Genomic DNA, 13,440 nt, shown 5'->3' on the forward strand with positions numbered 1-13,440 from the left:
ATGCTGCTCGCGATCGATGTCGGCAACACCAACGCCAAATTCGCGCTGTTTCGCGGCCCCGAGCTGCTGGCGCGCTGGCGCATCGCGACCGACGACCGGCGCACTGCCGACGAATATATGGTGTGGCTCGACCAGCTGATGCGGATCGAGGGGCACGACCGCGCCGACGTCGAAGCCGTCATCATCTCGACCGTCGTGCCGCGCGCGCTCCATAATCTCCAGCTGCTCGCGCATAAATATTTCGGCGTCGACGCGCTCGTCGCGGGCCGCGAGCCCGTGACCTGGGGGATCGCGCTCAAGGTCGACGAGCCGCAGTCGGTCGGCGCCGACCGCGCGGTCAACGCGATCTCGGCGCAGGCGGTCGAGCCCGGCAAGGACAAGCTCGTCATCAGCTTCGGCACCGCGACGACGCTCGACCATATCGGCCCCGACGGCGCTTATCTGGGCGGCATCATCGCGCCGGGCGTCAATCTCTCGCTCGAGGCGCTTGTCGCGGCGGCGGCGAAACTGCCGCGCATCGCGATCGAGGCGCCGGCAACGAGCAGCGTTATCGGGCGGACCACCGAAAGCCAGATGCTGATCGGCGTCTATTGGGGCTATGTCTCGATGATGGAAGGGCTGATCGCGCGCATGAAGGCCGAAATCGGCAAGCCGCTCACCGTTATCGCGACGGGCGGCCTTGCGACACTTTTTCAGGAACAGGGACACCTGTTCGATCGTATCGAGCCCGACCTGACGCTGAACGGGCTGATGCACCTCTATCATCAACGGAAGCCAATAATATGACGACTCCGGGCAAGGAGCTTCTTTTTCTCGCATTGGGCGGATCGGGCGAGATCGGCATGAACGCCAATCTCTATGGCTGCGACGGCAAATGGATCATGCTCGACCTGGGCGTGACCTTCGGCAGCCATGATTATCCGGGCATCGATATCGTCATGCCCGACCTCGAATTCATCGAGGATCGCAAGAAGGATCTGCTCGGCATCGTGCTGACGCACGGGCACGAGGATCATATCGGGGCGCTGCCCTATCTCGCCGCCGACCTTGGCGTGCCGCTCTATGCCAACCGCTTCACGGCGGGGTTGATCGCGCACAAGCTCGCCGAAGAGGGGTTGGAGAAGGCGGTCACGCTCAAGACCGTCGATATCGACGATAATTTCCAGCTCGGGCCGTTCGGCATCCGGCTGATCCCGCTCGCGCATTCGATCCTCGAAATGAGCGCCGTCGTAATTGACACGCCTTATGGCCGCGTCTTCCACACCGGCGACTGGAAACTCGACGAGGAACCGATCCTCGGCGTACCCGCGACCGCGGCGGCGCTGACCGCGGTCGGCGACGAGGGCGTCGACGTCCTCGTCTGCGATTCGACCAATGCCTTCAACGCCGAGGCATCGGGCAGCGAAGGCGGCCTGCGTGAAGGGCTGGAGCAGGCGGTCGGCGCGGCGAAGGGCAGGGTGGTCGTCACCACCTTCGCATCGAACGCGGCGCGGCTTGCGACGCTGGGGGCGGTCGCCAAAGTAACTGGGCGCACCTTGTGCGTCGCTGGCCGCTCGCTCGACCGCATCCTCGGCGTCGCGCGCTCGGTCGGTTACCTCAAGGACTTCCCGCCGACGGTCGATTTCGACGAGGCGATGCGCCTGCCGCGCGACAAGGTGATGGTGATCGCCACCGGAGGCCAGGGCGAGCCGCGCGCCGCGCTCGCGCGCATGGCCGCCGACATCCACCAGATCAAGCTCGAAGCGGGCGACACCGTCGTCTTCTCGTCGAAGCAAATCCCCGGCAACGAAGTCGCGATCGGGCGGATCATGAACCAGCTCGCGGCGAAGGACATCCTGACCGTCACCGAGAAACAGGCGCATATTCACGTTAGCGGCCACCCGGGCCAGCCCGAACTCGCCGCGCTCTATGGCTGGCTGCGGCCGAAGCTGGTGCTGCCGGTGCATGGCGAGATCCGCCACATGCACGAACAGGCGCGTTTCGCGCTCGAAAAGGGCGTGCCCGATGCGCTGGTGCAGGAAAATGGCGATCTGGTGAAGCTGGCGCCCGGCACCGCGAAGATCGTCGAGCGCGTTCGCGCGGGGCGGCTAATCCTCGACGGCGACGTCATTCTGCCTGCCGACGGCGAGACGATCAACGAACGGCGCAAACTCTCGCTCAACGGGCACATCACCGTCGCGGCGATCTTCTCCGAAAAGCGTTTCGTCGAAAGCGCGATCAGCTATCGCGGCGTCCCGGTCGAGGACGAGCGCGAAGCCTTTATCGACGAGATGCGCGAAGCCGCCGAACAGGCCGCGACCGGCCCCGCGCGCGACGAGGAAAAGCTCCGCGAGGCGATCCGCCTCGGCGTGCGGCGCGTCGCGACCGACTGGACGGGGAAGAAGCCCGTCGTCGACGTGATGCTCGTCAATATCTGACGCACGGAAACACGGCAATGAAATGGACCTCGGCGCTCGCCATCTACCTGCTCTTCTGGGCGTTCAGCGCTTTCTTCGTGCTGCCCTTCCACGGCCGCCGCGCGAGCGATGACGCGACGCCGCTCGTGCGCGGGCAGGAACCGGGCGCACCGGCGAACTTCCGTCCCGGACGCATCCTGCTCCAGATGACGATCGCCGCGACGATTGCCTTTGGCCTCTATTACACGGCCTATGTGAATGGCTGGGCGGATCCCGACGTGCTGACCGGGCGGGCTTGAGTGGCGCTGGCTCGATTGGCGATCTAGCGAGGTCGCCTGTAAGGCGGCATCTAGTGCTTCACGAAAGAAGTAGCCTCCACTCGGGGTGACGGAAGCAACCTACCTTCCTGGCGCAAATGCTTCGTTCCCAATAAAGCCGAACTCGAAGCTCTCGCCCTTGGCACTCACATACATAATTGCCGCCATGAGGCAGGAGATCCTGTCCTGGTCGACTTTACTCTGGCTATCCAGCTTAGGCTGACCAACTAAGCCCCATTCACTTTGAACGAAGAATGAGCCGGGGAGCATGCCGCATTGTTGTTCTAGCGCTTCTGCAAATAGTCTGTCTGAACCGAATTTCGACCGCTCAGGAAAACCGTCGAGGACGCCGCGCTTTTCAAGTTCCGCTCGGGCATCCGCTAGCATCTGCGGCCTCAGCGCCTCGAACACCTTGTCCTGATACGCCTGTTGCAAATCTGGATCTTTGAAGGTGACGATCTCGTAATCGGCGGCCTGCTTGATGCAGTCGAAATGCGCCTTAGAGGCCCCTGCTTCCTTCTCGATCACAATTTCGACGCTTTGCAGGTCATCCTCGTATTTGACGGTGAAACCACCGTTCCGTAGGCCGCACTCCAACAGCATCTGCGTCAACACTTGCTCATACGCAGGCGGCGGAACTTGGGGCATGTCAATCATCAGTCATCCCCAATCTGATCCGGGATGGCTGGGTTGCTTCCGTGCAGAAGCGCCACGCCGATCCTTTTTCCAACGCCGCCTAATTACGCAGGCGGTCAATCGCCTGCGCCAGCGCGACATACAGCTTGCCGATATCCGACGAGAGCAGGGTGACGCTGATCGCCGAGCCGTCGCGCGCGCCGATGAGCAGGCGGAGCATCGCTTCGAAATCGTGGATGAACTGGTTCACCGCGGCGTGGAAGCCATCGTCGGCCTGGTAGATGCGCAGGATTTCCTTGGCCTCGCTATTGTCGATCAGCTTGACCGCGCGCCGCGCGAACACGCCGCGGTCGCCCTTGAGGTACGCGTCCCATGCGATATCGCTGACTTCGCTCGACAGGATCTTGGTGACGTCGATCGCGGTCGATTTCAGCGACTCGGTCAGCAGACCGACCTGTTTCGCGAGCGAGTCGCGGTCCGACGCCGCGATCGCCTGTTCGGCTTCGCTCACGCGCTGTTCGACGCTGGCGCTGGTGTCCATGATCGTGATCAGCTGGCGCATCAAGCGGTCGGCGGCGCCGTTGGCGGCGGCAACCGCGCGTGCCGAGGCATCCTCGATCGCGCTCAGCTGCGCCATGATCTCGTTCTTGAAGGCGGCATCGATCGCATCGGTCGCGGTCGCCTGCATCGTCTCGCGGGCGCTCGTCACCAGCTTTTCGAGCGTCAGGCGCGCTTCGTCGGCCGCCGAATCGGCGGTGGCGCGAACTTCGCCGAGCGTCGCGATCATGCGCGCGCCGCCCTGTTCGGCGAATTCGTCGGCACCTTCGCGCAGCTTGGCGAGCGCCGTCTCGGCATCGGCGAGCGAGCCGTTGATGCGATCGACAAGCGCCTGCTGGCTGGTCGCATGACCCGCCATCTGTTCCTCGTTCGCTTTGAGCGTCGCCTGCACGGCGTTGACGTGCGACGCCGTCGATTGCGCGACGAGTTCCGACGCGTCGAGGATCGGGCGGAGCTGCGACAGCGCCGTCTGCGTGGTCTTGCCGTGCGAGGTGATGCGGTCGAGCGCATGCGGCAGCGTTTCGTCGAGTTCGCGCGTCACGGCATCGAGTGCGAGGAGTAGCGATTCGGCGTGGGTGATAAGCTGGTGCGCGGAGGCGTTGCCGCTCTGCACTTCCTGCATGAAGGCGGCGAGCTGCGTCTTGGTGTCGTCGATCGAACGGCCGATGACCCCGGTGCTGGCGCTGACGCTGACATCGAGGATTTCGAGCTGCTTGCCGACTTCGGCGACATGGGCGGTGATGCGTGAGGCGAGCAGGTCGCTCGCGTCGGCGTGCGCCGCGAGCTGCGCGCCCATCGCATTTCCGGCATCGCGGGCGAGGCCGAGCTTCGCATCCATGAGCGCGCCGGCGTCGTCGACGCCTTCGCGGAACTGCCGCCAGCTTTGATCCATCTGTCCCGTCATCGCCGTGACGGTCGAGGCCATTTCAGCGCGTGCCGAGGCGGCCACATTCGTCATTTGCGTGAGCGCCGCACCTTGCACGTCGGCGACCCGGGCCGACGCGGCGAGCAGATCCGATTCGGTTTCCTTCGTCTGCTCCTGCAGCGCGACGATCGCCTCGAGCATGGTCGCGGTCGTTTCGGTTCCGGTCTGCGCCGCCTTCGCCGCTTCCTCGCCGAGCGCCGCGAGCCGGGCTTCGAGGTTGGCGCCCTGCTGGTGCGCGACGAGTCCCGCCTCGCGAAAATTGACCGCGAGCCGCTGCGCGACGTCGTCGATCCGCGGCAAGCCCGCGAGCAGCCCGTCCATCCGCTGCAGCGCGACATCGCCCGAGCGCGCGAGCTGGTCGTGCGCATTGGCGATGACCGAAGCGTTGCTGGCAAGCTTGTCGCTGCTTTCACCCAGCCGCAATACGGTGTCGAGGCCGAGCTGCTGGACGATCTTCGCCTGCTCGCCGAGCTGCTTCTGCGCATCGGCCAGATGCAGGCCAAGCGAATGCATCGACTGGTTGAGCGCCAGATTCTCTTCGCGAAGCGCGGCCGCGACCCGGGCGAAACGCGCCTGTTCAGACCGGCCCGACCGGAGCAAGGCCATCCACAGCACCGCTAGCAGCGTCAGCGGCATCGCGATCGTCGCGACGAGTGTGGGCCAGGCGGAGAGGGCTGGACTGCGTGCAAAGCCGCCCGTTGCGACGGAAAGCGCGAACCCCGTCCAGCCGATCGCCAGAAGGATAAGCAGTGCCGGGGCACCGCGTTCGCGCCAGGCCGGCGCAGCGCGTGGCGTTTCATCGATTTCCCCGGCGTCATCGAGCGAGGACATGTCGAGCCAATTCCGTTCGGTGGGCGCCTCGGTATCGGGCGCAGACGCGGCTTCGGGCGCCGCCACTTCTGCCGGCTCCGCGCTGTCCGTTTCCGGGTTTGTGGCGGAATTCCGCCACAAACCAACGATTTTCTTTTCCCCCGTCATCCTGCCATCTTAGCATCAAATGGGCGCCATGAAACGGAAACTTAACTACAAGCTGCCAATCCTGTGGAATGTCCTTCGACAGCGGCCCCCTTGACCGATATCTCAGCGCGGCGTTCGGCGACGATCCGGCGATGGCGATGGATTTGCGCACCGCCTTCACCGGCAGCGCGCGCGACCTGTCCGATCTGATGCGCCGATCGCGCTGCGATGCGAACTGGGAAATGGCGGCAATCCGCCTGAAAGGGCTCGCCGCGACCTTTGGCATCATCCCGCTGATCCAACTCGCCGAAGCGGCGATCGAGGGCGCGCCGGGCGACCCCGCCGTGCTGCGTCAGATCAACTCGGCAATCGACGCAGTCGCCTGAATCCCGGGCGGACGAGGTACAGCCTCGACCGGCAGACCGGGTTCAATTTCGGTTCAGCCGCTTTTCTCCATTGAAATATCGATACCGCCTGTCTTGCCTTGGCAACGCGACGGGTTTAGCCGCGTTAACGACGCGCGGCCGAACCTGTATGCGCCAAAGGCGCTGGGGCGAAGGCGGCCGAGTTAAAGGAGAGATTTCGATGTTCAACCGTTTCCGCTCGATGCCCGCAACGGCGATGGCCGCTGTGCTGGGCTGCGCGCTGATGGCGACTGCGACCCCGGCTGCCGCTCAGAAGAAAGAAAAGCCGAAGAAGGAAGAAGCGGCGAAGGGCAAGGGCCTGTCCGCGAGCAAGGGGTTCGGCCCCGCGCTCAAGAAAATGACCGACGCGACCACCGCAAAGGACGCCGCGGCGTTGCAGGCGGCGCTGACCGAAGGGCAGGGGACCGCCACCGCGCCCGACGATAAATATCTCCTCGGCTTCTACCAGCTCCAGCTCGGCATCCTCAACAAGGACCAGGCGGTTCAGGGACAGGCGCTCGATGCGATGCTCGATTCGGGCCTGACCCCGCCGGAAAACCTCGCGGTCTACAGCTTCTTCTCGGGCAATTTCGCTTATGCGGCGAAGGATTATCCGAAGGCGATCAAGCGGCTCGAAGCCGCGCGCGCCGCAGGGTCGACCGAAGCCAATGTGCCCGTGCTGTTGATGGACAGCTATCTCAACTCGGGTCAGGTCGATCAGGGCATCGCGACCGCCAAGGCCGCGATCGAAGCAAGCCGTGCTGCGGGCCAGCGTCCGTCGGACGAGCTTTATGTTCGGCCGATCAGGGCTCTGCAGGCTGCAAAGCGCAACGACGAGATGCTCGGCCTGATGACCTTGCGCCTGCGCGATTATAGTCTGCCGCAGGTCTGGCGTCAGACCTTGTTTTCGGTGCTGCAGGCCGGGCCGGCTGCCGGCACGCCGAAGGAACAGGAATCCGTTACGCTCGACGTCATGCGCCTGATGCGCGCGGCGGGCGCGATGACGGAACGCCTCGAATATGACGAGTATAGCGCGCTTGCGGCCAGCGACGGCCTGCCGGGCGAAGCCGTCGCCGTTATCCAGGAAGGCGAGCAGAAGAAGGTTTTCCCGAGCACCGACGCGAAGCTGGCGGCCCGGCGCGATGACCAGAAGGCGCGCGCCGGCAACGAAGCATCGACCATCGTGGCCTATTCCAAGCAGCCTTCGACGCTGACCAACCCCAAGACGGCGGGTGCCACGGCCGACGCGCTGGTCGGCTATGGCCATTATGCCGATGCAATTCCGCTCTATCAGGCGGCGGCAAAGGGCGCGGCGGACAAGGACATGTGGACGTACCGCCTCGGCGTCGCCCAGGCGCTGTCGGGCGACAAGGCGGCCGCCAAGGCCAGCTTCGGCCAGGTGACCGGCTCCCGCAAGCGGTTGGCCGACCTTTGGGTGGTCAAGCTGGATGCACCCGCGGCGGCTCCCGCTGCGGCGGCGACCCCGGCGGCTCCCGCGACGAACTGATCGCGCGCTTCGCACAAAGGAAAAGGGCGCCGTCCAGGCAGGACGGCGCCCTTTTCTTATGGCCGACCGGCAATCTCAGGGTTCGACGGGAATTCCCGCCAGCTGTTTCGCGGTGCGAATCGTCAGCGATGTTTTGACGCTGGTGACGTTGGGCGCCGACGTCAGGTGCGCGGTCAGGAACGACTGGAAGCTCTGCAGATCGCGCGCGACGACTTTCAGCAAAAAGTCGATCTCGCCGTTCAGCATATAGCATTCGCGCACCTCGGCGAGTCCGCCGACATAATCCTCGAACGCCTTCAGGTCGGACTCGGCCTGGCTGCGCAGGCTGACCATCGCAAAAACGGTAATTCCATAGCCGAGCTTCGATGCGTCGAGGTCGGCGTGATAGGACCGGATGACCCCCGATTCTTCGAGCGCGCGCACGCGGCGGAGACATGGCGGCGCCGTCAGCCCCACCATTTGTGCCAGTTCGACATTCGTCATCCGCCCGTTTTTTTGCAGCTCGCCCAATATCTGCAAATCAATCTGATCGAATTTCTGACTAGCCATCGTTGAAACATCCGCTTTCCAAAACTGCGGTGACCATAATAATATTTCAGGCGATTGCAATTGTCCCACAATGCGACGTGGACGGTTAAGGCACTTTCATGACCGGATGATTCACGCTAGCCGGTAAGCATATGCTAACCAACGACCAAGGCTGTGGGGCTGATTTCGCGTGACTGCTGACTCGATGATTGCGACCATCTTGCGTCAAGCGCCGGCGGATCGCCGCGCGAGCATCACTGCCTGGCGACAACTTACCGATATTCTGGCGCAGCGCGGCAATCAACTGTCCGATGACGATATTCGCCGCAGCCTGCACGCGCTTGCCGTGCTCAGGCCGCGCGTCCCCGAATCCGTACGCCGCGACTGCGCGCGCGCCGTCGCGCGCCATGGCCGTTTTGCGCCGCTCGTCGCGCTTTACGCCAATGATGTTCCGGCGGTGTCGGCGATCATGCTACGCGATGCGCGGCTCGCCGAAGCTGACTGGCTGGCGCTGCTGCCGGCAACGAGCGCGATGGCGCGATCGGTGCTGGCGGGGCGCTCCGACTTGCCGCACGGTGTTTATCGCGCGCTCGCCAGCCTTGGCAGCGCGTCGGTCGCCTTGCCGCAGCCCGAAGCCGTAGTGCAGGAGGAGTCTGCTCCGGCAACGGAAGCGGCGCCAGCACCTGCGGCCGAAACTCATCCGAGCCAGATCAGCGAACTCGTTCGCCGGATCGACAAATATCAGTCCACGCGCACCCAGCCGGCGCAATCGCGGGCGCCGCGCGCGGCATTCCTGTTCGAAACCGGCCCCGACGGCGTGGTCCACTGGGTCGAGGGCGTAACGCGCGGCGCGGTGATCGGCCTGTCGATCGCCGAGGCGGCCTATGGCGGCGAGCCGGGCACCGACGGCGTTGCCGCGGGTGCCTTTCGCCAGCGTGCCGAGATCATCAATGCGCGCATGCTGCTGGAGGGGGCGCCGGCGGAGGCGGGCGAGTGGCGTTTTTCGGCGCTGCCCTGGTTCGACCCCGCGACGGGGCAGTTCCGCGGTTACCGCGCTAGCGCGCGCCGCCCGCACCGCAATGAAATGCCCTATGGACGGCCGGCGGCGGAGGATTCGGGCGATTCGATCCGTCAGCTCATCCACGAGCTTCGCAGCCCGCTGAATGCCATTTCGGGTTTCGCGCAGATTATCTCGGGACAAATGTTCGGGCCGGTCAGCCACGGCTATCGGGGGATGGCAGAAACGATCGTTGCCGATGCGGCGTCGGTACAGTCGATCATCGACGATCTGGAGACCGCGGCACGAAGTGGCTCGGCGCGCGCCGGCGCCCCGTCGGAAGAGGTTGTCGACATCGGCGCGGTGGTGATGCAGGTCGAATGCGAACTTGCGGCGCTGCTCGCCGACCAGCGCGTCGATCTCAGCATATCGCGGGTCGGGGGACCGTTCCGCGGGCTTGCCAGCGACGCCGATGTCCGGCGGATGGTCGGCCGCCTGCTGACCGCGCTGGTCGATGTGTCTGAACCGGGGGCAGTTTTGGTCGGACAATTGGTGACCGAGTCGCGACACGACGACATGCTCCAGCTGCGCATCGTCCGCCCCGCGGCGATCCGCTTCGCCACGGCAGCAGAGTTGCTCGACCCGGGCTTCAGCCCCGAAGGCGAAGCGCCCGGCGCCGCGGTGCTCAGCCTCGGTTTCTCGCTCCGCCTCGTCGACAGCCTCGCGCGCGGCAGCGGCGGACGCCTCGATATCGGGCATAACGCCTTGACCTTGCACCTGCCCTCCGCCAACTCAAAGGCCGAAGTCGAGCTGGAAGCCCAGCAAGGCGAATAGGTCTGTCGGCCGGCCTTCGGGCAAAGGGGAGCATGGTGCAGCCTGCGGGCAATTTCTTTGCGTATCCGGCCGCATCGGACCTGATCGAACTGGACGCCGGCGAGCGTCCCCGATTCTGGGTCACGATCGATACCGAAGAGGATTTCGACTGGGCTGCGCCCTTCGCGCGCACGGGCTACCGCCTCGCGTCGGTTCCCGCGCTCGCCGAATGCCAAAGCTATTTTGAGCGTGCCGCCGTTCGGCCCATCTATCTGGTCGACTGGCCGATCGTCGCCGACGATCGCGCGGTCGATATCCTCGGTACGGCGCAGGATGGCGGCCGCTGCGAAATCGGTGCGCAGCTCCATCCCTGGGTAACCCCGCCGCACGACGAGGAGGTGAGCGAGCGCAACAGCTACACTGGAAATTTGCCTGCTGCGTTGCAGCGCGCGAAAATGACGGCACTGCGCGACGCGATCCGCGACCGCTTCGGGATCGCGCCGGCCGTTTATCGCGCCGGGCGATATGGTCTGGGCCCCGATAGCGCTGCGATGCTCGCCGAGCTGGGTTTCCGCTGCGATACGTCGGTTCGCAGCGGCTTCGATTATCGCGCCGGGCACGGCCCCGACTATCGCGACGCGCCGCTGCATCCGTGGTGGGTGCGTACCGGGCAGGGTGCGGTCCTCGAGATGCCGGTCACCACCGTCTTTGGCGGCTTGCTTGGGGGAGCGGGGCGCAGCATCTATCACCACCTTGCGCGAAACGGCACGCACGCCGGCGCCGCGCTTGCCCGTCTGGGGCTCGTCGAGCGGATCGCGTTGACGCCCGAGGGAATTCCCGCCGAACGGGCGTGCAAGGCGATCGACATCGCGATCGCGGCGCGCCTGCCAGTGCTCAATTTCTCGTTCCACTCGCCCTCGCTGCAGCCGGGTAACACGCCCTATGTTCGCAGCATTGCGGACCTCGATCTCTTCTATCGCTGGTGGGACATCGTGCTCGACCATCTCGCGCGCCGCGGCGTGGAGGCGACGACCGCCGCGGAAATATTGGCGATGGCCGAACGGAAGGCGCTGACAAAGCCCGCATCCTGATCGTTGGCGCTTGCCAATGCGGCGCGGCCTCCGCTATCGCCCGTACACCCCCACCGGGTTTCAAAAGGGGGCCTGTAGCTCAACGGTTAGAGCTGGCCGCTCATAACGGCTAGGTTGCGGGTTCGAGTCCTGCCGGGCCCACCATTTCCTCCAACTTTCCCTTGCAAATCGAAACCGATGCCCCTCCATTGCGCCGGCAGAAGGAGAGGGACATGGGGAAGCGGCGGACGATTTTGCTCGGCGGTCTTGCGATCGTTGCGGTGGTTGTGGGGACAGTGGCGGTCCGGACCGCGACCTTCGCGCCCAAGGATATTGCCGACGGCAGCGCCATCCGGCTCGCCGCGGTGCCGGCCTATGATCTCGATGCCGCCGTCGGGCATCTGAGCGCCGCGGCGCAGATCAAGACGATTTCGCACCAGGACCCGGCCGAGAATGATGTTGCCGAATGGGACCGGCTGCATAGCTGGCTCGCCGCAACCTACCCGGCGACACACCGCGTTATGGCGCGCACGATCCTGCCGAACCGGACGCTCGTCTATCACTGGCCGGGCGGCGACGCGTCGCTCGCGCCGATCATCGTCATGGCGCATCAGGACGTCGTCCCGGTCACCGAGGGCACCGAAGGCGACTGGAAATATCCGCCCTTTGCGGGGACGATCGCCGAAAAGGCGGTGTGGGGCCGCGGCACGGTCGACGACAAGGGCTCGCTCATCGGCCTGTTCGAAGCGATCGAGGCGCTGGCGGCGCAGGGGTTCCAGCCCAAGCGCGGCGTCTATTTGGTATCGGGGCACGATGAGGAAGCGGGGGGATCGGGCGCCGTTGCGGCCGCCGCCAAGCTGAAGGCCGAGGGCGTGCGTGCGCTCTATACGCTCGACGAGGGCAGCGTCGTGCTGCGCGACACGCCGGTGATCGACGGACCCGCCATCCTGATCGGCGTTGCCGAAAAGGGCTATGCGACGCTCAAGGTCACCGCCAACGCGCCCGGCGGGCACAGCTCGATGCCGCCCGCCGAAACGGGTGTAACGACGCTGGCGCGCGCCGTGCTCGCGATCACCGAAAGCCCGTTCCCGATCGAGATGCGCGGCCCGGGCGCCGCGATGGTCGAGGCGCTCGCGGCGCACAAGGACGGGACGACGAAGCTGGCGGTCGCGAACCAGTGGTTGCTCGGATCAGTCCTGAAGAAGCAGCTTTCGGCATCGCCCTCGTCGGCGGCTGCCTTCCACACGACGATCGCGCCGACGATGCTCCAGGGGAGCCCCAAGGAGAATGTCCTGCCGCAATCTGCGAGTGCGCTGATCAACTATCGCATCGCCCCGTGGAACAGCTCGGCCGACGTGATGGCGCGCGCCAAGGCGGCGGTCGGCGATGCGCCGGTCGAACTCAGCTGGGTCAAGCCGCCCAACGAGCCGTCGCGCGTGTCGTCGACCAGCTCGCAGGGCTGGAAATATGTCGTCGCGGCTGCGCGCGCCGATGCGCCCGATGCCATCGTCGCCCCATTCCTGGTCGTCGGCGCGACCGACAGCCGCAGCATGGGGCCGATTTCCGAGGATGTGTACCGCTTCATGCCGATGCATTTCACGCTCAAGGAAACCGCGATGATCCACGGCACCAACGAGCATATGACGATCGACAGCTTCAAGCGGATGATCGATTTTTACGCGCGGTTGATTGCGACGTCGGCGGGGTAAAATTGTTGGGAGGATAGTGGTCGGGGAGACAGGATTCGAACCTGCGACATCCTGCTCCCAAAGCAGGCGCGCTACCGGGCTGCGCTACTCCCCGACTACTGCCCCGCGCCTTAGACAGCGCTGCGCCGCAAGTCTATACGCTGCTTGCCGCGGGACCCTTGAGTTCGATCAGATTTTCCTCGGGGTCGCGGAAATAGATCGACGGGCCTTCGCCCTCCGCGCCGTATCGGGGGCCCGACTGCTCTATCGCGACGCCGTGGCGATCGAGGTGGGCGCGGATCGCGGCTTCGTCGAACGGGTCGATGGCGAGCGCGAAATGGTCGACGTTGCGCCCCTCCATCCCCGGTGCGGTGCCGCCGGCCGCGCCGAGTGGGCCGTCGATCGTCACAAGGTCGATCAGCGAACGGCCGGCGCGAAGCTGGAATAATCCGATTTCCGCCTGTTCGCGCTCGTTACTGCAGCCGAGGATATCCTGGTAAAAGGCGCGCATGCGGTCGAGGTTCGTGACCCGCAAGACGATATGATCGAGCCCCTTCAGCGAAAAGGGCGGGTTGGCGATCGGCATCGGCGCTGTCCTTGCAAAAGTTGGGATGATACAATGACGCTCCATCCCCTTGACGGGT

12 protein-coding genes and 2 tRNA genes are annotated in these 13,440 nt (G+C 65.1%); 9 read left to right on the forward strand and 5 right to left on the reverse strand.

Annotated elements, in window-relative coordinates; all coding sequences use genetic code 11:
* Genes FG91_RS01410 through FG91_RS01420 form a run of 3 tightly spaced genes read left to right on the forward strand, consistent with a single transcriptional unit; the run spans position 1 to position 2,695 of the window.
* The gene (locus FG91_RS01410; protein WP_037510850.1) at positions 1–786 is read left to right on the forward strand and encodes a type III pantothenate kinase; all 786 of its coding nucleotides are present in this window, start codon (positions 1–3) and stop codon (positions 784–786) included.
* Complete coding sequence (locus FG91_RS01415) at positions 783–2,417, forward strand: ribonuclease J (protein WP_037510852.1); 1,635 nt, start codon at positions 783–785, stop codon at positions 2,415–2,417. Before FG91_RS01410 ends, FG91_RS01415 begins: the two co-directional genes overlap by 4 nt.
* A 17-nt stretch (positions 2,418–2,434) precedes the next feature.
* On the forward strand, positions 2,435–2,695 hold the full coding sequence (locus tag FG91_RS01420; protein WP_037510855.1) for a DUF1467 family protein: 261 nt from the start codon (positions 2,435–2,437) through the stop codon (positions 2,693–2,695).
* 99 nt (positions 2,696–2,794) lie between these two features.
* Here the strand turns inward: FG91_RS01420 and FG91_RS01425 are convergent, their stop codons facing one another.
* On the reverse strand, positions 2,795–3,370 hold the full coding sequence (locus FG91_RS01425; protein WP_037510858.1) for a hypothetical protein: 576 nt from the start codon (positions 3,368–3,370) through the stop codon (positions 2,795–2,797).
* A gap of 79 nt (positions 3,371–3,449) precedes the next feature.
* Positions 3,450–5,729 carry a hypothetical protein gene (locus FG91_RS01430; protein WP_235211898.1) on the reverse strand — a complete coding sequence of 760 codons (2,280 nt, stop codon included), beginning with the start codon at positions 5,727–5,729 and terminating at the stop codon, positions 3,450–3,452.
* A 149-nt stretch (positions 5,730–5,878) separates the two neighbouring features.
* Here FG91_RS01430 and FG91_RS01435 point away from each other — a divergent pair, with 149 nt between their 5' ends.
* Entirely contained in the window at positions 5,879–6,175 is a 297-nt protein-coding gene (locus FG91_RS01435) for a hypothetical protein (RefSeq protein WP_037510864.1), read from the forward strand.
* Positions 6,176–6,374: 199 nt separating this feature from the next.
* Complete coding sequence (locus tag FG91_RS01440) at positions 6,375–7,700, forward strand: hypothetical protein (RefSeq protein ID WP_037510865.1); 1,326 nt, start codon at positions 6,375–6,377, stop codon at positions 7,698–7,700.
* Between the two features lie 75 nt (positions 7,701–7,775).
* On the opposite strand, the gene FG91_RS01445 is transcribed toward FG91_RS01440, so the two are convergent.
* Positions 7,776–8,249, reverse strand: a complete 474-nt coding sequence (locus FG91_RS01445; RefSeq protein ID WP_037510868.1) for an Lrp/AsnC family transcriptional regulator — start codon at positions 8,247–8,249, stop codon at positions 7,776–7,778.
* A gap of 199 nt (positions 8,250–8,448) precedes the next feature.
* Between FG91_RS01445 and FG91_RS01450 the strand changes: the two genes are divergently transcribed.
* The 4 genes from FG91_RS01450 to FG91_RS01465 all read left to right on the forward strand — a co-directional run bounded on the left by FG91_RS01450 (position 8,449) and on the right by FG91_RS01465 (position 12,817).
* Positions 8,449–10,059 (forward strand): histidine kinase dimerization/phospho-acceptor domain-containing protein, encoded by a 1,611-nt coding sequence (locus FG91_RS01450; RefSeq protein ID WP_235211899.1) that lies wholly within the window; start codon positions 8,449–8,451, stop codon positions 10,057–10,059.
* Between the two features lie 32 nt (positions 10,060–10,091).
* Positions 10,092–11,129 (forward strand): polysaccharide deacetylase family protein, encoded by a 1,038-nt coding sequence (locus tag FG91_RS01455; RefSeq protein WP_037510873.1) that lies wholly within the window; start codon positions 10,092–10,094, stop codon positions 11,127–11,129.
* A 68-nt stretch (positions 11,130–11,197) separates the two neighbouring features.
* Positions 11,198–11,273: transfer RNA gene (locus FG91_RS01460), tRNA-Ile, on the forward strand.
* 68 nt (positions 11,274–11,341) lie between these two features.
* Positions 11,342–12,817: a M20 family peptidase gene (locus tag FG91_RS01465; protein WP_037510876.1), complete on the forward strand. Its 1,476-nt coding sequence runs from the start codon at positions 11,342–11,344 to the stop codon at positions 12,815–12,817.
* A 17-nt stretch (positions 12,818–12,834) separates the two neighbouring features.
* Here FG91_RS01465 and FG91_RS01470 read toward each other — a convergent pair.
* A tRNA-Pro gene (locus FG91_RS01470) sits at positions 12,835–12,911 on the reverse strand.
* Between the two features lie 39 nt (positions 12,912–12,950).
* Entirely contained in the window at positions 12,951–13,382 is a 432-nt protein-coding gene (locus FG91_RS01475) for a VOC family protein (protein WP_037510880.1), read from the reverse strand.
* Positions 13,383–13,440: the final 58 nt, after the last annotated feature.

This window comes from Sphingopyxis sp. LC81, assembly GCF_000756375.1.
Taxonomy (GTDB): domain Bacteria; phylum Pseudomonadota; class Alphaproteobacteria; order Sphingomonadales; family Sphingomonadaceae; genus Sphingopyxis.